This is a genomic window from Shewanella sp. S1-58-MNA-CIBAN-0166 (assembly GCF_040310085.1).
Lineage (GTDB): Bacteria > Pseudomonadota > Gammaproteobacteria > Enterobacterales > Shewanellaceae > Shewanella.
In genome coordinates, this window is the sequence record NZ_JBEOPN010000004.1 from 157732 (window position 1) to 179599 (window position 21868).

General features: G+C 41.7%; 13 protein-coding genes. 8 read left to right on the forward strand and 5 right to left on the reverse strand.

Going from position 1 to position 21868, the window contains the following annotated elements; all coding sequences use genetic code 11:
* Window positions 1–389 precede the first annotated feature (389 nt).
* Both mutH and AAEY99_RS04550 read left to right on the forward strand, forming a co-directional pair.
* Complete coding sequence (mutH, locus tag AAEY99_RS04545; protein WP_162023691.1) at window positions 390–1058, forward strand: DNA mismatch repair endonuclease MutH; 669 nt, start codon at window positions 390–392, stop codon at window positions 1056–1058.
* 524 nt (window positions 1059–1582) lie between these two features.
* Window positions 1583–2605: an adenylate/guanylate cyclase domain-containing protein gene (locus tag AAEY99_RS04550; protein ID WP_220487333.1), complete on the forward strand. Its 1023-nt coding sequence runs from the start codon at window positions 1583–1585 to the stop codon at window positions 2603–2605.
* Between the two features lie 201 nt (window positions 2606–2806).
* Here AAEY99_RS04550 and oxyR read toward each other — a convergent pair whose 3' ends face one another.
* From oxyR to mnmL, 3 genes are all read right to left on the reverse strand, one after another.
* A complete protein-coding gene (gene oxyR / locus AAEY99_RS04555) occupies window positions 2807–3724 on the reverse strand; it encodes a hydrogen peroxide-inducible genes transcriptional activator OxyR (protein WP_101086335.1) in 918 nt (305 codons plus the stop codon).
* Window positions 3725–3918: 194 nt separating this feature from the next.
* Window positions 3919–4284 (reverse strand): Hpt domain-containing protein, encoded by a 366-nt coding sequence (locus tag AAEY99_RS04560; RefSeq protein WP_101088857.1) that lies wholly within the window; start codon window positions 4282–4284, stop codon window positions 3919–3921.
* Window positions 4285–4580: 296 nt separating this feature from the next.
* Window positions 4581–5549, reverse strand: coding sequence for a tRNA modification radical SAM protein MnmL/YtqA (mnmL, locus tag AAEY99_RS04565; protein ID WP_101088856.1), 969 nt, complete (start codon window positions 5547–5549; stop codon window positions 4581–4583).
* Window positions 5550–6071: 522 nt separating this feature from the next.
* Between mnmL and gltB the strand changes: the two genes are divergently transcribed.
* Together gltB and AAEY99_RS04575 are read left to right on the forward strand one after the other, a co-directional pair.
* Window positions 6072–10520, forward strand: a complete 4449-nt coding sequence (gltB, locus tag AAEY99_RS04570) for a glutamate synthase large subunit (protein WP_101088855.1) — start codon at window positions 6072–6074, stop codon at window positions 10518–10520.
* A gap of 5 nt (window positions 10521–10525) precedes the next feature.
* Window positions 10526–11932 (forward strand): glutamate synthase small subunit GltD family protein, encoded by a 1407-nt coding sequence (locus tag AAEY99_RS04575; RefSeq protein WP_162023696.1) that lies wholly within the window; start codon window positions 10526–10528, stop codon window positions 11930–11932.
* Window positions 11933–12124: 192 nt separating this feature from the next.
* Here the strand turns inward: AAEY99_RS04575 and AAEY99_RS04580 are convergent, their stop codons facing one another.
* Entirely contained in the window at window positions 12125–12793 is a 669-nt protein-coding gene (locus tag AAEY99_RS04580; protein WP_101088853.1) for a flagellar brake protein, read from the reverse strand.
* A gap of 726 nt (window positions 12794–13519) precedes the next feature.
* Here AAEY99_RS04580 and AAEY99_RS04585 point away from each other — a divergent pair.
* On the forward strand, window positions 13520–15448 hold the full coding sequence (locus tag AAEY99_RS04585) for a cytochrome c/FTR1 family iron permease (RefSeq protein WP_351009362.1): 1929 nt from the start codon (window positions 13520–13522) through the stop codon (window positions 15446–15448).
* Window positions 15449–15576: 128 nt separating this feature from the next.
* Here AAEY99_RS04585 and AAEY99_RS04590 read toward each other — a convergent pair whose 3' ends face one another.
* On the reverse strand, window positions 15577–15990 hold the full coding sequence (locus tag AAEY99_RS04590) for a hypothetical protein (RefSeq protein ID WP_101088851.1): 414 nt from the start codon (window positions 15988–15990) through the stop codon (window positions 15577–15579).
* 239 nt (window positions 15991–16229) lie between these two features.
* On the opposite strand from AAEY99_RS04590, the gene AAEY99_RS04595 reads away from it, so the two are divergent.
* The 3 genes from AAEY99_RS04595 to AAEY99_RS04605 all read left to right on the forward strand — a co-directional run bounded on the left by AAEY99_RS04595 (window position 16230) and on the right by AAEY99_RS04605 (window position 21809).
* A complete protein-coding gene (locus AAEY99_RS04595; protein WP_502959491.1) occupies window positions 16230–18602 on the forward strand; it encodes a TonB-dependent receptor in 2373 nt (790 codons plus the stop codon).
* 11 nt (window positions 18603–18613) lie between these two features.
* Window positions 18614–20767 (forward strand): dihydrolipoyl dehydrogenase family protein, encoded by a 2154-nt coding sequence (locus tag AAEY99_RS04600; protein WP_351009364.1) that lies wholly within the window; start codon window positions 18614–18616, stop codon window positions 20765–20767.
* A gap of 295 nt (window positions 20768–21062) precedes the next feature.
* Window positions 21063–21809: a DUF547 domain-containing protein gene (locus AAEY99_RS04605; RefSeq protein ID WP_351009395.1), complete on the forward strand. Its 747-nt coding sequence runs from the start codon at window positions 21063–21065 to the stop codon at window positions 21807–21809.
* Window positions 21810–21868: the final 59 nt, after the last annotated feature.

Sequence of the window (21868 nt, forward strand, 5' to 3'; positions counted from 1 at the left end):
GTTATACACAAATAACAAGGCTTATTTTAAATTAAACCCGCTAAAAAGCTGTTTTATTGCGTTGACTTGGTGTTTTTAATCAGTTAAAGACAGGTTTTATTACACTTATCCATTAAATCTGTGGATAAGTATGTGTGAAATGTAGGGGAAAAACGAGTGTAACTCGGGACAAGTATAATATAAAAACAACCACAACCTAAAAAGAACTTTTAAAACAACCGATTACAAAGGAATTCAATCAAATAACTTTAACCAACTAAAACATGGTCGTTTTTCAACCACATCGCAAATAACTAACTAAACTTGTTCTCGACGAATATTACTTGATAGCATAGCCTGTTGATTTTGATCGTCTATTCATTCTTTTTTCCAGAGGAAAATACTCATCCATGGCTAAATCATCGCCATTAGATATAAGCGAATTAATGCAAAGAGCGCACAATATGGCTGGCATTCGTTTAGCTGATATTGCGGCCGATAATGACATCATTGTACCAGCCGATTTACGCCGAGATAAAGGTTGGGTAGGCCAACTGATTGAATCTGAATTAGGCGCGCTGGCAGGATCAAAGCCTGAACAAGACTTTTTACATTTAGGAGTTGAACTCAAAACGATCCCGATTGATCGCAAAGGCAAACCGCTTGAGACCACTTATGTCACCGTGGCACCGCTGACAAACATTCAGGGTATGACTTGGGAAAACAGTTTGGTTTATCATAAATTGCAGAGAGTGTTATGGGTTCCTATTGAAGGCGAACGTAGTATCCCAGTCGGTGATCGTCGTATAGGCACCCCAATATTGTGGCAACCGAATACGGCACAAGCCAGACAGTTGCAACAAGATTGGGAAGAGATAATGGAGTTAATTGCACTAGGTCAAGTTGATAAAATTACTGCACGTCATGGTGAAGTACTGCAATTACGTCCAAAAGCAGCTAATAGCAAAATACTCACCGAAAGCATCGCCGAAGACGGCAGCATTCAGTTATCTAATCCCCGAGGCTTTTACCTTAAAATTGATTTTACTCAACAGATATTAACCAATGCCTTTTCATAATCTGCCATTGTTACATTGCTTGCTATCTAGGGTCTGTTGATCATTAACATCAATTTTTCAGTGGTACATGGCAATGTTTTACAAAGCAGAGCTTACGACATCTCGTGATACAACATGAGTAAGCGATAACACACAGAAACAAACCACAAATGCAGCTCAAACGAACCGGCTAAAGGGTGTTTTTAATCTTTATCGAATAAATTGGTGACAAACCGTTAGCCTAATTGGAAGTTTCGTCTCTAATATTTATGCCGCCTTGTTAAATAAATAACAAGCCGTTTATCTCGAACAAATTTCAGCCACTAAAGTTCAACAAGCCCTAGTAATGTTGAAAAAACTTTGCGTTAGTACACATATTTCTTCACTTCTATTGATCTAAATCACAAATAAACTATCACATGTAAGCAAATTTTCTATAGACTACCCCCCTTATATACTAAGTCATTTGGGCAACCACATCCTCCGTGAAAGCACGCCGTCAAACTCAAAAATTATTGTTCGCTATTTTTGCCTGGTGTGTAGCAATGGCTTCTTTCGTTTTTTTTCGCTACTCACAATCATCGCAACTGCCTGAATGGGCTGTTGGCAATGCCGATCTCGCCACGCTTGCCATAATGATGGGTGTTGTATTTGGCGGCTTGCATTGGATGTCCAATCTCATTGCAGATTTTAGCGCCATCAGCCGTTTACCTTATTTATTTTCAGTGGTGTTTAAAGGATTGTTTTTGCTCCTTGGGGCAACAACCTTGGCGTATGTGACACAATTTTTAAACATGTGGGCCATAGAGAACCACATGGTGACATTACGACAAATGCTCACAGTACAGATTATTTATAGCCCATCGTTTCAGGCATTAGTGGTTTATCTTGTTGTGGTAAGGGTCAGCTTAGCTTTTATCGAACAAATGTCACTGTTGGTTGGCCCTAAAGTCTTGCTCAATATAGGCCTTGGCAAATACCACAAACCACGTTACGAGCAACAATTATTCTTATTTATCGATATGGTCTCATCAACAGCTCATGCAGAAACCTTAGGTGATTATCGCTTTAGCCGCCTAATTCAAGATAGCTTTAGCATGTTAGCGGACACAGTAACCGATAATGAAGCTGAAATTTATCGTTACATGGGTGATGCCGTACTTATCCACTGGCCATTAGAGCAAGGTATTAAACAAGACCGTTGTATGAATATCTATTTCGAATTTTGCCAGCAATTGCAGTGGCAAAGGCAATATTTTGAACAACAATATGGTTTTGTGCCAAAATTCAAGGCTGCAGCGCATTGTGGCCAAGTTGTAGCTGCGGTAGTCGGCGTACATAAACAAGAGATTAGTTTTTTCAGTGATGTATTAAATACCTTGGCACGGCTACAAGACCAATGTAATCCGCTCGGTCAACGAATGTTGCTATCTGGAGATGTTGTGCATCGACTTGAGCAGCAAAATAGTCAATATGACCTGACTGATTTAGGCCCAATCATGCTTAAAGGTAAAAAACATCCGACTGAAGTGTATGGCGTTGCACCGATAAAACTGACCAACGCCTAAAACTGAGGTTAATTGAGTTTAGTTAAGCTCAATTTCAATCATAAACATGCCTGAAACGCACATTGCTACGCGACAGATGACAAAAAGGCTATTGACGCTTCAATAGCCTTATTAACGACACAAATCGCACCTTTGATATTGCTAACCTGAAATAAACCATTTTATCGATTCATCCCATCTCTCATTTATCCCAAGTTGCGGTTAACCTGGTAACGATTGTGCTAGCAGCTTTTGTTGAATCGCTAAGCCTAAGGTTCTAAACGTTGAAATACGGCTGGTAGTTTGACGCCAAACTAAGCCAATATCACGATAAGGAGCTTCACCCGGCGGATCCATTGCAACAAGATCAGTATCAGTTAAAATACCGGTATCAATGGCCATTTGGGGTAAAAATGTGGTGCCTAATTTACTGTTTACCATCTGCACCAAGGTATGCAAACTGGTTGCAGCAAATGGATTGATTTTGGCACTATCACCCAATTGGCATGCTGTTATCGCGTGACCGGTAATGCAATGTTCAGCTTGGAGTAAAAAGATGCTTTCGTCTGGCATTTTTTGATAGTCAATGGGTTGCAAAAATTGTTGCGATACCTCTTTATGCATCACCATTTTAAACGGATCGATGCCGACTTTCATGCTATGAAAACCACTGGTGTCGACAGGTAACGCTAATATTAATAAATCCAACTCACCTTTTGCTAAGGCATCTAATAGACGCTCGGTCGTGTCTTCTTTTAATAATAAACTGAGTTTGGGGTAGTCTTGCTGGCATAACTTAACGACTCGGCTAAGTAAGAAAGGCGCGATAGTGGGAATACAGCCTAAACGAATTTCTCCGGTCATCGGTTCGCCTTGATTTTTCACTAATTCAACTAAGTCATCAACATTAGTTAAAATATTTCGAGCACGCTCAACCACTTCTTCACCGATAGCGGTAAACATAAATGATTTATGATCACGTTCAATCAACTGATAACCCAGTTGTTCTTCAAGGTTTTGGATACCACTAGATAAAGTCGATTGACTCACAAAGCACATCTTAGCAGCACGATTAAAATTTTGCTCTTGATGTAAATGAACCAAATAATAAAGGTTCTTGAGGCTAGGAAGATTTTTCATATAAACGATTACCCTTATCCATATTAATTCAAATAATGAATTAATTTAGCCAAAATAACAAGACACTGATGGTCAATATTGAACAAACGGCCATAAAAAATGCCTCTTCAATAAAGAGGCATTTCAACAAACCGATTGTAGGCACTAATGTAGATGTTAATCTAAACTGATTATGCTGCCTACTCTACTCGTAATTACGCTTTCGCTTCTAAGTAAACTTTCAGTTGTTGTAAATCTTGTGCAGCATGCGCAACGATTTCAGCAAGCCATACTTTATGTTCTGTTTCCCATTTAGCTTCTTCACCGTGTTGTAGTAACTGTGAAAATTGCTGAATGCGTTTAAGGCCAACAGATCCTGCTGCACCTTTAAATTTATGAGCTTCTGCACATAACGTTTCTTTATCATTTGCATCGCCAGCTTTCACTAGGCTACTGACATACTCAGGCATTAACTGCTCGAATAACACTACGCTTTTCAATAACGTTCCAGCACCAATGGCACTGATATATTGCTCAAGCGTATTGAGATCCAATATTGAGTCTAACTGCGTTGTGGCCATAAAGGCACCTCTATCAAAATCTAACTCTATAAAATTACAAATATGATACCGAGTAAAATACCCTATGCAAGGCTTGCCAATATTTAGCCGCTATTTAATGGTAAAAAATCACATTTTTACAACATAACTACTCAACTGGTATTACCAATGTTTAAAAAACACTCACTTTGGTAATGTTTCGTCCAATATATAACTAATAATAGCGATTAGTCTGATACATCTTCACAAAACCTAGCGCTATCTTTACTTTGTCCATATTCAGCAGAGACATAATATATCTGCCTAAATACACCACACTAGGCCGTTTTACTTTGGCTAAACATTAATGCACTGCCTTGGCCACCGTATTCTTTAAGCTCATCCACAATGGCCACTAGTCCATCCCATCTAAATGCGCACCAATCAGGGGCGAGTAACATTGGTTTTTTGGCATAGGCGGTTACGCGGTGAAAGATAATCTCTTTTGGGGTGTGGCGGATAAGCTTTGCCGCCTCATAGGCATACTCTTCAAGACTTATTAGCGGCATAGGATGATAGCGCCATTGTTTCGCCATAATACTGCCTTCTACAATATGCAAAGGGTGCAGTTTTAGTCCGTCAACGCCAATTCCTAATACGGTTTGTAAACTATTAAAATAATCAGCAGATGTTTCACCCGGCAGCCCTAATATTAGATGGGTACACACCTTAATGCCTTTAGCGCGAGCCTTTTTAACTGTCTGACGATACTCACACAATTGGTGACCACGATTAATCCGTTTTAACGTGTGATTATTGGCCGTTTGTAGGCCAAGTTCCAACCACACCTCAATACCTCTTTGTTGATACTCAACGAGTAAATCAAGTACTTCATCGGGTACACAGTCAGGACGAGTACCTATATGAAGCCCGACAATATCGGCATCTTCAAGTGCTTGATCATACTTTTGCTTTAGCACTTTATACTCGTCGTAAGTACTGGTATAAGCTTGAAAATAAGCGATGTATTTAGCGGTAGGAATAGAATTAATATCCGCAGAGGTAGTACATTTTTTTGCAGATTGGGCGCGTACTTTACCTTCGGTTAACTGCATCGCAATCGGCTGTTCTCTACCTTGTTCGCCACTAAATGAAACAACATTACAAAAAGTACAACCGCCTACCCCTAACGTGCCATCTCGATTGGGACAGGTAAATTGGCCATCAATAGTTAATTTTTTTACTCTTTGGCCATATAAATGTTTGCAATGTGCCCCAAACGTATTAACGTAATCATCTAAACCCACAACTTACTCTCATCATCATTCCAAAGTTCGCCAGTGTAGTCAGACGATAAACATCTGTCTTGGTGCTAAATCAATAAATGCTCTATCAATTCAAGCGCTCGCTAAAGTTGTGCACAAACTCAAAAAACGTTTAAAACAATTTAAGTAATTTATACATCACCTAAAATGAATATTTAGTCATTTAGAATAATTTTTTACCCAAAGACTGTATTTGAAATAAAATTCACTATTTTTATTTCAAAAATAATTCCCTATTGTTGTTGCAAAAAGGTAAACAATTGTTTGAATATTTTCTAAAATTCTTTTTATTCAGAACGTTATAGGTGACATATCACAGTTTACGTTAACGTAAGGTTGGTGACTTATAACGTTTTTTTAGTAATAATATTTCAGTTTGTTGCATTTTTTTGGTTTGACCTTTATTCATTCTCAGTTTAATTTGAATGGTTCGGGTGCATATCTATGGATATTCTTCAAATTTACCCCGAGTCGTATCAAGTAGAGGTTTAGGGGGTTTTTTGTATGAGCTTGTATCATCCCAGTTTTGAGCGTGACAATTGCGGATTTGGTTTGATTGCACAAATGGACGGCGACGCGAGTCACCGCATTGTGCGTACCGCGATTCATGGTCTCGATCGAATGAAGCATCGTGGTGGTATTGCAGCTGACGGACGCACAGGTGACGGCTGTGGTTTATTAATGCAAATGCCTACAGATTTTTTTGAAGCTATTGCGGCAGAAAACGATTGGCATTTAAGCCGAAAGTTTGCCGTAGGTATGCTATTTCTCAGCCAAGATGAGCAACGCGCTGATGAAGCGAAGTTTATCTTAGAAAAAGAACTACAACGAGAAACACTCAGTGTCGCTGGCTGGCGTAAAGTACCGATTAATCCGGATGTCTTGGGGGAGATTGGCCGGGAAAGCTTGCCACAAATTTATCAAGTATTGATCAACGCACCGGTAGGCTGGCGGGAAAAAGATCTTGAGCGTCGCCTATATATGGCTCGTCGCCGTCTTGAACAACAGATCACCGATGACAAAGACTTTTATGTCGCCAGCCTTTCTGGACAAGTCATTGTCTATAAAGGCTTAATGATGCCAGCAGATCTGCCATCATTTTATACCGACCTAGCAGATATTCGTTTGAAAAGTGCGATTTGCTTATTCCACCAGCGCTTTTCAACTAACACATCGCCAAAGTGGCCATTAGCTCAACCGTTTCGATACCTCGCTCATAACGGCGAAATCAATACCATTACCGGTAACCGCCAATGGGCAAGAGCGCGCGCCTATAAGTTTAATTCGCCTTTACTACCAGATTTACAACAAGCCGCCCCTTTTGTTAACGAAACAGGTTCAGACTCGTCTTCTTTAGACAATATGCTTGAAATGTTGTTATCTGGAGGGATGGATTTATATCGAGCCATGCGCTTGCTTATTCCACCTGCATGGCAATCAAATCCTGAAATGGATGACGAGTTAAAAGCCTTTTATGATTTTAACTCAATGCACATGGAGCCGTGGGACGGCCCTGCAGGCATTGTAATGACCAATGGTCGCCATGCTGCCTGTGCGGTAGATCGTAACGGTCTACGCCCTTCTCGTTACGTTATAACCAAGGATCGTATCCTCACCTTAGCGTCTGAAGTCGGTATTTGGGATTATTCCGCCGATGAAGTGATTGAAAAAGGCCGCGTTGGGCCCGGTGAGTTACTAGTACTCGATACCTTAAATGGTCGTTTGTATCATTCATTTGAAATTGATAATGACTTAAAGCGTCGCCATCCTTACAAAGAGTGGATGGCTAAAAACAGTCAGACATTGATCCCTGCTGAGGATATGGCTCCAACCAAACAAGGTTCAAGTGGTTTTGATAGTAAAACATTACTGCAATATCAAAAACAGTTTGGTTTTACCCGTGAAGAATTAGAACAAGTTATTTGGGTACTTGCGAGCAAAGGTGAAGAAGCCATTGGCTCAATGGGTGATGATACGCCTATGGCAGTATTGTCGAAAAAGTCGCGTTCACTATACGACTATTTCCGTCAAAAATTTGCTCAGGTAACCAACCCGCCTATTGATCCATTACGTGAAAAACACGTGATGTCGTTAGCCACTTGCGTCGGTCGCGAGCAAAATCTATTTAGCGAAACCACCGGTAATGCTTACCGAGTGATGTTCAATTCACCGATTTTGTTATTCAGTGATTTTAATCAGTTACTGGGATTAGACAGCACTAACTATCGCGCCAACACAGTTGATTTAAACTATGATGCCAATGAAACACTAGAGCAGGCTATTCGCCGTATTACCGACGAAGCTGAACGCTTAGCTCGCAGCGGCACAACATTGTTAGTATTGTCTGACCGTGCAGTAGCGAAAAGTGCTCAAGTTATCCCTGCCGCTATGGCTGTGGGTTCTGTGCAAACTCGATTAGTCGATAAAAGCCTACGTTGCGACACTAACATTATTGTTGAAACCGCTTCAGCACGCGATCCGCATCATTTTGCGGTATTAATTGGTTTTGGTGCCACGGCTATCTACCCTTACCTCGCCTATGAATCTATTTCAGCGATGGCAAAACTGCATCAAGTCGATGATGTAACCCATTTAATGCTTAACTTCCGTTACGGCATTGAAAAAGGCTTACGTAAAATCATGTCTAAAATGGGCATTAGTACCGTAGGTTCATATCGTTGTAGCCAACAATTTGAAGCTGTGGGTTTAGCCAGTGATGTGATTGAGTTATGTTTTAAAGGCGTGATAAGCCGTATTGAAGGTGTCAGTTTTAACCATATTGCCGATGACCAGAAAATACTCCATACCGCCGCCTATCGAGCCCATGTACCGTTACCACAAGGTGGTTTATTAAAGTACGTTGAAGGTGGTGAATATCACTGCTTTAATCCAGACGTAGTGAATACCTTACAAGCATCATTAAAAGACAAAAACTACGCTGAGTACAAAAAGTTTACTCACTTAGTTGATGATCGCCCAGTGGCCACTTTACGTGATTTAATTGGTATTAAAGGTCAACTTAACGCCATTGAAATAGACACGGTAGAAGGCGCTGAAAAGCTTTACTCTCGCTTTGATAGCGCAGCCATGAGTATCGGTGCATTAAGCCCTGAAGCTCATGAAGCGTTAGCGGTTGCGATGAACCGTCTTGGTGGACGCTCAAACTCAGGTGAAGGTGGCGAAGATGCACGCCGTTTCAATAGCGAACGTAACTCGGCCATCAAACAAATTGCATCGGGTCGCTTTGGCGTGACCGCGCATTACTTAGTTAACGCTGATGTGTTGCAAATTAAAGTAGCTCAAGGTGCAAAACCGGGTGAAGGTGGGCAATTACCTGGCCATAAAGTTAGCGTTGAAATCGCAGGACTTCGTCATGCTCGTCCTGGTGTGACCTTGATTTCACCGCCGCCGCACCACGATATTTATTCAATTGAAGATTTAGCTCAGCTGATTTTCGATTTAAAACAAATCAATCCAAAAGCCTTGGTGTCGGTCAAGCTAGTATCAGAACCCGGTGTTGGCACCATTGCAACAGGTGTTGCAAAAGCCTATGCCGATATGATCACCATATCAGGTTACGACGGTGGCACTGGCGCAAGCCCTATCACCTCGGTGAAATACGCCGGTTCTCCTTGGGAGCTTGGTTTAGCGGAAGTGCATCAGTCGCTAGTAGAAAATGGTTTACGTCATAAAATCCGTCTACAAGTGGATGGCGGGTTAAAAACCGGTACCGATGTTATTAAAGCAGCCTTATTGGGTGCCGAAAGCTTTGGCTTTGGTACAGTGCCGATGATTGCGCTTGGGTGTAAATACTTACGTATTTGTCATCTTAATAACTGTGCGACAGGTGTCGCAACCCAAGATAAAAACTTACGCGAAAACCATTATCACGGCTTACCAGAACGTGTCATGACCTACTTTGAATTTGTGGCTCAAGAAGTGCGTGAATGGATGGCTGCATTAGGGGTAACTCAGTTCGAAGATTTAGTCGGACGAAGCGACTGGTTATATACACTTGAAGGTCAAACAGACAAGCAACGTGGTCTTGACCTTGCGCCAATTTTATATAAACCCAAAGTGCAGGCAAACTCGTCACTCACATGGAAAGAAATTAACCCTCCATCTGATATTGGCAAGTTAAACCAAACATTGGTTGCAGATTGCAGTGCTGCAGTTGATGCGGGTGAACCGTATTCAGGTCAATATGCAATCAACAATACCGACCGTTCAGTTGGCGCGGCATTATCTGGTTATATTGCAACTAAAATTGGTGTCGCAGGCGCAAAACAACCAATCAAACTTGGCTTTAGCGGTAGTGCAGGCCAAAGCTTTGGCGTATGGAATAGCCCTGGCCTTGAACTTAAGCTGTGCGGCGATGCTAATGATTATGTCGGCAAAGGTATGTCTGGCGGTAAGATCGTTATTCACCCACCTATTGGTAGCCCGTTCCAAAGTGAACGCAGTGCCATTATGGGGAACACCTGTTTGTATGGTGCTACTGGCGGCAAACTGTTTGCCGCGGGTCAAGCGGGTGAGCGTTTTGCTGTGCGTAACTCAGGGGCCATCGCGGTCGTTGAAGGAACGGGTGACAATGGTTGCGAATACATGACCAGTGGTATCGTGGTTATCCTAGGCAAAACGGGGGTCAACTTTGGTGCGGGGATGACTGGCGGATTTGCCTATGTATTTGATCAGTTTGGTCGCTTTAATCGCCGAGTAAACACCGAAATGGTCGACACTCAAAAATTAGAATCGACCATCCACCAGCAACACTTAAAAGGCCTGATTGAAACTCACTATGCTGAAACCGGCAGTGAACATGCTCATATGATTTTAAGTGATTTTGAAAACTGGTTGGATTGTTTCGTATTAGTTAAACCAAAGAATATTGCCGTTGCTGACCTGCTAAAAATTGAGCAGAAGAGTCCGGAATTAGTAGTAAAGGCAGGGTAATTATTATGAGCAATGACTTTCAATTTATAGAAGTGGGTCGAGTAGACCCCATTAAACTTGAAGCGAAAAAACGTGCTACACAATTTATTGAAATTTATCAGCCGTTTACGCAACCAGAAGTAAAACAACAAGCCGATCGCTGTCTTGACTGCGGTAACCCGTATTGCGAATGGAAGTGCCCACTGCATAACTACATTCCAAACTGGTTAAAACTGGCAGAAGAAGGTCGCATTATGGAAGCGGCAGACTTGGTGCATGAAACCAATACTCTGCCAGAAATATGTGGCCGGGTATGCCCACAAGACCGTTTATGCGAAGGTGCTTGTACCTTAAACGACGACTTTGGTGCGGTCACCATTGGCAGTGTTGAAAAATACATTACCGATACTGCAATTGCCCAAGGCTGGCGCCCAAACATGAAGGATGTGACGCCACGTAAAGAGCGTGTTGCCATTATTGGAGCGGGTCCTGCGGGTCTTGGCTGTGCTGATGTGTTGGCTCGTAATGGTGTGCAAGCCGTGGTGTATGATAAATACCCACAAATTGGTGGTTTGCTCACTTATGGCATCCCTTCTTTCAAGCTTGATAAAGATGTTATGGCCACTCGCCGTTCAGTGCTTGAAGGCATGGGCATTCAATTCAAAATGGGTGTAACTGTCGGCAAGGATGTGAGTTTTCAAAGCCTATTAGACGAGTACGATTCTGTCTTTCTGGGTATGGGTACTTACACCGCCATGAAAGCTAAACTGCCCAATGAAGACGCTCAAGGCGTGATTCAAGCGTTACCGTATCTCATTGGCAATACTCATCACATTATGGGTACTCAAGACGACGCTACACCCTATCTAAGCCTTGAAGGTAAAGATGTGGTGGTGTTGGGCGGCGGTGATACTGCAATGGATTGTGTGCGTACAGCCATTCGTCAAGGCGCGAAGAGCGTGACATGTGCTTATCGTCGTGACGAAGCCAACATGCCGGGCTCTCGCCGTGAAGTGCAAAATGCGCGTGAAGAAGGCGTTAACTTCTTATTTAATCGTCAACCAGTGGCAATTAAAGCTGAAAACGGTCAAGTAGTCGGGATTGAATGTGTTGAAACTCAAATGGGTGAAGCTGATGCTAGTGGACGTCAACGCGCCGAAATCATTGCTGGTAGTGAGCAAGTATTAGCAACCGATGCGCTGATTATCGCCTTTGGTTTCCAAGCGAGCCCTGCTGCTTGGTTTAGTGATTTTGGCATTGAAACCAACGAATGGGGATTAGTTAAGGCCAAGAAAACCGACGACAACCCTTTCCAAACCACTAACCCTAAAGTGTTTGCCGGTGGTGATATGGTGCGAGGTTCTGATCTCGTTGTAACTGCCATAGCAGAAGGACGAGATGCTGCATTAGGCATTTTAAACTATTTAGATTAACAGCTTGCTAGCCTATATAGGGCTAAAAACAGGCTAAAGGTAGCTTACCTTTAGCCTACTTTCAGACTAACAATAAAAGCTGTAATACCGTGTTTGCTTGTGAATTTTCGCGCATCTTTTGATGCGTTTTTTTTTATCTTTTTTAAGGACGATGATTCACACTGATAGTCCACAACTAGGATTCACTTTGGGTCATGATTTTGTAGTTGAACTGACTAAAAAATAGCTGAAAATATTATCTTTTAATTGTGGATGCTCATCTGAAAATTTCACCCCAATATTCAATACACCTTCAATGTTTTGAACTTTAACCATGCTACCCGTTAAAATCCCTGAAAGATCAGTGTTAATAGAGATAGCCACATGTATCTCTTCGCCTTGTTCAATATTCACTGTTTTGGCGTCTACCGTCAGTAAACAGCCAGTAGAAGAAAAGTCGAGCATTTTTGCACTGATTTTATTGTCATTGTGCATAATAAACACTTCTTGCTCGATATTAACTCGCAACTGCTCTCTGACTTTTTTCTTGATGATGGTTTTAGGCACACTAAGGCACAGCATTCTAATCGGTTGATTAACCACAGAGAATATGGTCGACTTAAAAGCAATAATGTCTTTAAAACCACTATTCGTCATCGCCCTTACCACAATTTCAGCATTCACTAGCATATGTTGATAAGCCTCAGAAAAACCTTTATTGGGATACTCAATCAAGATAAACCGCCCAACCTGATAACCAATTAAGCTCGAACGTGACTGCACTGTTTTACCATTGGCAAAATGAATTTCAATAAACAATTCCATACCTATGTCAATTAGGCGAAGATCAGCATACAACGAAGCACTTACTGGCGTTGTCATTGGTTATTTACCATAGTGTTACTCATCATAATGGACCTCATTTCTATCAATCTATCGACTCCAATAACACTTAATAACATTAATATATCAGGTTTAGTTTGCTAGTAACTAGCGTAGTGCTAATCCTAGCTAACCTCAAGCCTGAGCAATCGATACAAAAATCATTAGCGGCCATGGATAATTATTTCGAGACTGGCTGATGTCGAAATTATGATAGCAAATTTGGCATGTATTTTATTAATAATACGTATTGGCACATCAATCGTTAACCTACAGTAAGTCCATAAAATGCAGATAACAGCACAAAGGCTGTTTCATAACCTTCAGTTATAAACATCTAAGGTCACTTATACCAAACAGCAATAATTAATACTGACTATTGTATATCAGCAAGGCACAAGGCTAATGCTTATATGGTACCAATATAACAATTATCTAATTGTTATAAATAGACAATATCTATTTAAATACTGTCTCGAAATAATTATCCATGGCCAACAATCTCATCTCAAATCGCTTTTTACACTGACAGTATTATCTAACAAACCTTCAGAGTGATTGATTAGCCTCAAGCAAGAAAGTAGAATAGAAATCATTATCATTTATTTAATTTAGTTTAAAGAATAATTCCTTCATTCCTATTAAGGCAATACCTTGAATACTTTCTTAAGCAGCTTCACGTTATGGCGACAACAGCTCACATCTTCGGTCTTCAATAGATGCCTATTGATTGTCATTACTTCGGTGTTTTCAACTTCTTTATGGGCACAGAGCCCGGCAGTCTCGTCACAAGATATATCACCAGAGACATCGCAAGATCTCTTAAAACAAACACGACAAATTCTTCAATTAGCTGAATACATTGGTGTTGATTACTCAGAAGCGGTGACCGAAGGTCGTATCTCTAATCCTGATGAATTTGCTGAAATGCAGCAATTTGCTAGCATCATTATCGAAAAAACTAACCTGCTCGCCAATGATGTGCCAAATTCATTAACAGCCGATGCATTGCAATTACAGCAAGCCATTGCAGAAAAAACATCACTGGATGTTATTCAAGGGCTTAGCCAAAAAATACGTAACCAGTTATTAAGCCAGTCTCCAGCATTAGTGTTACCAACACAGCTATTAGCCAAAAACCATGTTAAACAGCTGTTTATCGAAAATTGTTCGACCTGTCATGGTGATTTAGGCCAAGGCGATGGGCCTCTGGCAAAATCATTGTCACCAGAGCCAACCAATTTCACCGATCACGAACGAGCAATGAATCGTTCATTATTGGGACTTTACGATGCGATTTCCGACGGTTTAGATGGCAGTGCTATGCGTGCTTTTAGTGAGTTAAATGATCAACAGCGTTGGTCACTGGCTTTCTATGTAGGTAGTTTAGCTTTTGAGCCAACAGCTACTGCCTCGGAGCACATCAAGCATGATGCGAATATTGAATTACAACAGTGGGTCAATAGCAATCCAACCCAGTTAATTCAGCAAAATGTCGGAATTGATAAAACCCAATTATCATTACTACGCTCACAACCTGAGCGACTGTTTCAACATGCTGACTCACCTATTTCAGTCGCGCGTACTAACTTGCAGGCTGCTGTAAAAGCATATAAAGCCAATGAGTTTGCTCAAGCACAAACCTTAGCAGTGAGCGCCTATCTCGACGGTTTTGAATTAATTGAAAACAATTTAGATGCTCATGACAGTAGTTTACGTAAATCAATCGAAAGCCAGCTGCTTAATTTTAGAAACATCCTAAAAACAGCAGGACAGGACAGCCAGGTAAATCAACAGTTGACCAGCATATTGGCTCAACTAGACCAAGCCGACACCTTATTAACAGGGCAATCACTATCGAATAACGCCATGTTTTCGGCTGCATTAATCATCCTGCTACGCGAAGGATTAGAAGCACTGCTCGTTATCATTGCTTTAATGACAGTGTTAATTAAAACCGAACGTCAAGATGCGATTAAATTTGTTCACTTTGGTTGGATATCAGCACTCGCTGCTGGCGTATTAACCTGGTGGGCAGCAGATAACCTAATTAGTATTAGCGGAGCCTCAAGGGAGTTAATGGAAGGCGGCGCGGCATTGCTAGCCGCTTTGGTGTTGTTTTATGTTGGTTATTGGATGCACAGTAAAACCCAAGGTTCCAAATGGCAAAGTTACATTAAAAATAATGTCGACCGCCATTTAAACACTGGCACCTTATGGGGTCTCACTGGGCTGGCATTTATTTCGGTCTATCGTGAAGTCTTTGAAACGATTTTGTTCTATCAATCATTACTGACACAAGCCATAGGCTCTGCCAGCAGCAATGAACAAGTCAGTTACTTGGTTTACGGCTTGCTAGCAGGTATGGCTATTTTAGCGGTGATTGCTTGGTTAATGATGCGCTACTCAGTTAAATTACCATTAGCCCGCTTCTTTGCGGTGAGTTCTTACTTCATGCTTATTTTAGCGTTTATCTTGGCAGGAAAAGGGATTTCAGCGCTACAAGAAGCAGCAGTAATTAGCCTTACTCCCTTCCCTATAGATGTGTCGATTAGCTGGTTAGGTATTGCATCAACATGGCAAGGCTTGAGTACGCAAATGGTGATTGTAGTGTTATTTAGCTTTTTGGTTATCCGTAATCGTGACACCAAATAAGGTTTAGCTTTGACAACTAAACCTTGAGTGCTTAACGCTTAGCATTAGCGTTTAACATTGAGCGTCTAATAAAAAGGCCGGCTAAATATATTTAGCTGGCCTTTTTGTGTCGATAAATCGTTAGTAATTTATTTCACTGTAAACTTAGTGTCTTCATCTCTTAACATGTACAACGCAAAACACGCGGCCCACATTGGCCATGCTGCAAAAAACAATAAATTATTAAATGCATCAAAATATAGATTAAATGCCGATAATGTTGAAGCGCCATGCATCAGAAAGATAACCCCGTAAGTAATACGCTTTTTAATACCTAATACAAACGCAAATACTAAGGCTAATTGCAGTGCGCCCATAACATAAGCAGCAACCTCACTCATTCCGCCGATGCCATAAAACTTTTCGAAAATCTTCATACTATGGCCAGGATTGACAAACTTATCTAATGTCCATACCAGCATCACCACAAACACGCCTAAGCGTAAAGAAAGTAACGACCACTGCAGTTTTTTCTGAGTATCATTGCTAATTGATGTTTGCATCTTAATTCCTTAAAAAATATATAAAATAACATCATCTAGGGTCTGTTGACCGTCTAAATAAGCTAAACTGACTATTACTGAAAATCATCAGCCGTTAATTGACCGAGTAAAACGCAACTATGTTGCACTAGCAGTTATGCCATTTAGATCTAACACAATGAAAATTGGCATAACATGATTGAAATAAACTTGTTAACAACAAGGTCTCTTTCACCAAGTTCATTACAGCAGAAAAAATTATGCCTATTTATCGTTATCCTAATCGTTCACTTACCGCACTCGCTATTAGCCTAGCCCTGTACTCATCAATAACGTCATCAATGGCTACAGCAGCCGAAAACCCTGAATCTATTGAAGTCATTCAAGTATCAGGTAAAGCGATTAACGATAAAGGCATGTCACCTAAAAACAGCAATGTTGATGGCCCATTTGGTGATGGAATAGCATTGAAAGATATCGCACGTTCGGTTACGCCTATCACCAGTGAAATGATTGAACAGCTCAACATCACTGATTTATCTGACATACAAAAAGTCAGCCCAAACAGTTATTCAGCCAGCGGCTTTGGCGCATCAAGCCTACCCACTATTCGTGGTCAGTTAGGTGAGTTATATCAAGACGGTGTGCGTCGCCAAGCGGGCAACAATGGCTTTGGTGTACCCATGTCATTTAACGCTGTCGAGCAAATTGATGTGGTAAAAGGTGCGCCGCCAGTGCTATTAGGCACCAGCCAACGTAACGGTGGATTTGTTAACATACATTCTAAAGTCGCGCCTACTGACGAGCAATTTAATAAGCTCACCCTATCTGGCGGCAGTTGGGATCATTACCGAGCTCAAATAGATGTTGGCACTGACATTGTCGCCAATCAAAGCGGTGTTCGCTTAAGTGCAGAACATATCGATAATGGCAGCTACTACGATTATTCAGGCTTTAAAAGCGACAGTATTTTTGTGGCATTTCGTTTACTGCCAGACGATGCCAGCACCTGGGACATTAATGTCGAATACTATGATGTTGAGTTTACCGACAACGCGGGGATTAACCGTCCAACTCAAGCATTAATCGACAACGGGTTATACGTTACAGGTCAAGGTGTACAACCTAACGGCAGTACTATTGCTGGCGCCAATGCTATCGTATCGCCAACAGGGTTAGTTGAGATAGATCGCAGCCAAGTATTAACCGACCCAGACAATATCAATAACGCCCAAACCTTCTTACTTCACAGTACTTATGTGCGTGAGTTAAGCGATAAAGCGACCTTTAAAAACATTACCTATTATCAGCATTTAGAACGTGAAGAAATTGCTCAAAATAGTTTTGTTGAAATTATTGATGGTGCAGATACTGCACAAAACAGAGTTGAATTAGCCTATAAATGGAGCGATGCTCAAAGCACCATTACTGCGGTGGATATCCGCTACAACAAAGTGTTAGGTTACAGTCAATTTACCACCGAAGCTGACTTACCTATCGATTTAACTGGCCCCATTGAAAACCGCCGTATTCCGCTTACTGCAGCACAACAAGGTCGATTAGTTGAACTGCGCCCTGGTGTGTTTGTGTCACCCGGTGCGCAGTACGATACCAATGCCGATGGCAGCGGCGATTTTTCATTATCTGACACCACTGACTCAACCAGCTGGCAAACCGGTCTAGCCATTCAGCATAACAGCCAATGGACAGATAAGTTTTCCACCAGCGTAGGTTATCGTGCCGATTTTTATAATGTAGATGCGCGCGATGCTATTGCCCCACAAGGACAAGTTGCTGCTAGCGATTCGATAAGTGAAATGCTTGAATCTGGTCAAGTCAGTTTGAGCTATCGCCTTAGTGACGATATCACTACCTATGCCAGTGCCAGTTATAACGAATCAACTTCAAACAGCATGGCTGGCGGCACCACGTTAGGCGCCAACAACCAAATTAGTAGCCAAAACTTTGCCACCGAAAATACCTTAACCGAAGTGGGCATTAAATATTCACCCACGGACAGTGCTTGGTATGTTGACGCTGCAGTGTTTGACCAAAAACGCAGTCTACGTAACCGTGATGGCAGCAATACCGGCATTCGCACTAAAGGCTTTGAAGCCCAAGCTTTTTATGATGCCGATCCGTTTTGGTTAAGCGCGGGCTACAGTTATTTAGACGCTCGCTATGATGATTCAGCCAGTAGCCAAGATACGGTACAAGTTGCCGATACATTTGATAACTCAAGACCCGATATCATTCAAGGCACAGGTATTGGCGCACCAAACTTCGCTTCATTTGCACCGTCGGACCGCCGAGTACAAGGCTTACCTGAACAAACGTTCACAATTAATGGCGGAATGTCAATTACTGAGAAATGGAAAGCCGGTTTCTCCGGTCTATATACCAAGAGTTATCCATTGGACTATTTAGCGACTGTGTATATTCGCGATCAATACACGCTTAACATTAACACTCGCTATGATTTTACCGAGCAAACAAGTTTAAGGCTTGACGTCAATAACGTGACTAACCAAAAGAACTGGCGTCCGGTGTTTGAAGGCGGTTATTTCGGATCAACATTGGTTTTTCCTGAACTACCTGTTAACGCTACCCTTACCTTACAGCACTCATTTTAAGGCTATAAATTATGTTTAAAAAAATTGTGTTATTACTGATTGCTGCATCATTAGTGGGATTATTTTTCCACTTTAACTTGCATCAATTACTGACCTTAGATGGCTTAAAAAGCTCGATGAATGACTTTAGTCAATTACGTGAAGAGTCACCTTTGTTGGTTATTGGCGGGTTCTTTTTATTGTATGTGGCAGTAACAGCATTGTCCTTACCTGGTGCCGCGATTCTTACCATTGCATCGGGTGCCTTATTTGGCATCGTCGAAGGATTAATTATTGCGTCGTTTGCCTCTAGTATCGGCGCAACACTAGCATTTTTAGTGTCGCGTTATTTATTGAGGGATTCAATTAAACAACGTTTTCCTGAGCGCTTAGCGGCTATTGATGCCGGCATTGAAAAAGAAGGTGGCTTTTACTTATTTACCTTACGTTTGGTACCAATATTCCCGTTCTTTTTAATCAACATGTTAATGGGTGTGACCGCCTTTAAATCGTGGACTTTTTACTGGGTAAGCCAAGTTGGTATGTTTTTAGGCACCTTTGTTTACGTTAATGCGGGTACCCAGCTGGCGCAAATTGACAGCTTATCGAACATTTTATCGTTTAACCTTATTGTGTCGTTTGCACTATTAGGTTTATTCCCCATTATTGCAAAAGGTATTGTTAACATGATCAAAAAACGTCGCGTATACAGCAAATGGACCAAGCCAGCTAAATTTGATCGCAACATGATTGTGATTGGTGCAGGTGCTGGTGGCCTAGTAACCAGTTATATTGCTGCCGCAGTAAAAGCTAAAGTGACCTTAATTGAAGCCGGCGAAATGGGCGGCGACTGTTTAAACTATGGCTGTGTGCCGAGTAAAGCGATTATTAAGAGCGCTAAAATTGCTCAACAAATAAGAAACGCCCATCATTACGGCTTAGAAGACAGTACTCCTGAATTTTCATTTAAAAAAGTCATGGCCCGCGTGCATCAAGTGGTTGCCGATATTGCTCCCCACGACAGTGTTGAGCGTTACACCAACTTAGGTGTCGACGTAGTTAAAGGCTATGCCAAATTAGTCGACCCATGGACAGTTGAAATTAGCCACCCAGACGGTCACACCAGCCGCTTAACCGCGCGCAGCATTGTTATCGCCACAGGTGCTCGTCCGTTTGTGCCACCGTTACCAGGCATAGAAGAAGTTGGTTATGTCACCAGTGATACCTTGTGGGACGAGTTTGCAAAACTCGATACAGCACCACAAAAATTAGTGGTACTAGGCGGCGGCCCAATTGGCTCTGAACTAGCACAAAGCTTTGCCCGTCTAGGCTCACAAGTGACTCAAGTTGAAATGGCTGAGCGCATCATGATCAAAGAAGATCTTGAAGTGTCTGAGTTTGCCACCCAAGCCTTGCAAAAAAGTGGTGTGAATATTTTAACCTCACACCAAGCGCTGCGCTGCGAACTGCAGGGCGGTAAAAAATATCTTATCGTTAAACATCAAGAGCAAGAGTTAGCGTTAGAATACGACCAACTATTATGTGCAGTCGGTCGTAGTGCTCGCTTAAGCGGTTACGGCTTAGAAGAGTTAGGTATTGAAACCAACCGTACTATCGTCACAAATGAATACCTAGAAACCTTATACCCAAATATCTATGCGGCAGGTGACATTGTTGGGCCTTATCAATTTACTCACGTAGCGGCACATCAAGGCTGGTACGCGGCAGTCAATGGACTGTTTGGTCATTTGAAAAAGTTTAAAGTGGATTACCGCGTTATCCCATGGACTACGTTTATCGATCCAGAAGTTGCTCGTGTGGGTATCAATGAATACGAAGCCAAACAGCAAGGTATTGATTACGAAGTGACACGCTTTGATTTTGCCGAGCTTGATCGTGCCATTACCGACAGTGCTACCGAAGGGTTTATTAAAGTGATTACCCCTAAAGGTAAAGATAAAATCTTAGGTGTAACGGTCGTGTCTGAACACGCTGGTGATTTAATTGCTGAATTTGTATTGGCGATGAAACACGGATTAGGGCTTAACAAGATTTTAGGCACCATACACAGTTACCCAACATGGGCCGAAGGCAACAAGTACGCTGCGGGTGAATGGAAGCGTAACCACGCACCAGAAACTGTATTGCGCTGGTTAGAAAAATACCACACTTGGCGTCGTGGCTAACTATACAGAGTAATCGCTAAGGCTCGTGAAAATGGGCCTTAGATTATAGCTCCTAAAAAGATGAAACTTAAGTAAATGCTCTTGATTATGACGCTTAGAAAATAACTCGAGATAACGGTTCTTACAAACTCAAAGTAGGTCTCAGAGAATGAAAAAATTAACACGATGTACTCAATCGTTTGTACTGACAGTCGGTCTATTTCTGAGCTTGCTTGGCAGTAATGCGGCTATTGCTGCAGTGGATGAGTCTGAGGCTCTTTCTGATGCGAATCGTCTTGTGGAAACCCAGACGAAAATGGTGCTACATGATGAGTGGAACACCTTACTCAACCGTCATGTTAAACCGATTAATTCAGGTCACAGTAGCGCGATAGATTACGCAGCAATACAACAAGATCGAGCCATATTGACCAGGTATCTCAACCAACTGAGTCTGATAACCCAAGCTGAATTTGATGCTTGGGACAAAGCATCGCAATTGGCATTTTTAATCAATGCTTACAACGCGTGGACCGTTGAACTTATCTTAACTAAATACCCTGATATAGACTCAATCAAAGAGTTAGGCGGGTTATTTAGCTCACCTTGGGATAAAAGTTTTATTCCATTATTAGGTAAAACCCGCAGCCTTAATGATATTGAGCACACACTCATTCGTGGTAGCGATCGTTACAACGACCCAAGGATCCACTTCGCGGTAAACTGTGCCAGCATTGGTTGCCCTGCACTGCGTGAAGAAGCCTACACAGGCGCTAAACTCGAACTGCAATTAACCGAGCAAACTGAACGTTTTCTTGCCGATAATAGCCGAAATTATGCCAAGGGAGACAGCTTGTATTTGTCTTCTATCTTTAAATGGTATGGCGATGACTTTACCAAAGGGTTTCGTAACACTCATTCGATTGAAGCGTTTTTACTGCTTTATTCTAATAGTGATAAAGGTGTTCTGACACTTACGCCAGCACAGCGTCAAGCGGCAGAAAAACAACAACTTGATATTGAATTTTTAGATTATGACTGGTCACTTAATGTTGCTGGCTAATTTACGCTGGCAGCATATCGTTAGCACAGCCTTTTACTGCAACCTTATAAAATCTAAGA

Coding starts and splice junctions, on each gene's coding strand:
- mutH (WP_162023691.1), top strand. CDS start 390: ATGGCTAAATCATCGCCATTAGATATAAGCGAATTAATGCAAAGAGCG.
- AAEY99_RS04550 (WP_220487333.1), top strand. CDS start 1,583: ATGGCTTCTTTCGTTTTTTTTCGCTACTCACAATCATCGCAACTGCCT.
- oxyR (WP_101086335.1), bottom strand. CDS start 3,724: ATGAAAAATCTTCCTAGCCTCAAGAACCTTTATTATTTGGTTCATTTA.
- AAEY99_RS04560 (WP_101088857.1), bottom strand. CDS start 4,284: ATGGCCACAACGCAGTTAGACTCAATATTGGATCTCAATACGCTTGAG.
- gltB (WP_101088855.1), top strand. CDS start 6,072: ATGAGCTTGTATCATCCCAGTTTTGAGCGTGACAATTGCGGATTTGGT.
- AAEY99_RS04575 (WP_162023696.1), top strand. CDS start 10,526: ATGAGCAATGACTTTCAATTTATAGAAGTGGGTCGAGTAGACCCCATT.
- AAEY99_RS04580 (WP_101088853.1), bottom strand. CDS start 12,793: ATGACAACGCCAGTAAGTGCTTCGTTGTATGCTGATCTTCGCCTAATT.
- AAEY99_RS04590 (WP_101088851.1), bottom strand. CDS start 15,990: ATGCAAACATCAATTAGCAATGATACTCAGAAAAAACTGCAGTGGTCG.
- AAEY99_RS04595 (WP_502959491.1), top strand. CDS start 16,230: ATGCCTATTTATCGTTATCCTAATCGTTCACTTACCGCACTCGCTATT.
- AAEY99_RS04600 (WP_351009364.1), top strand. CDS start 18,614: ATGTTTAAAAAAATTGTGTTATTACTGATTGCTGCATCATTAGTGGGA.
- AAEY99_RS04605 (WP_351009395.1), top strand. CDS start 21,063: ATGGTGCTACATGATGAGTGGAACACCTTACTCAACCGTCATGTTAAA.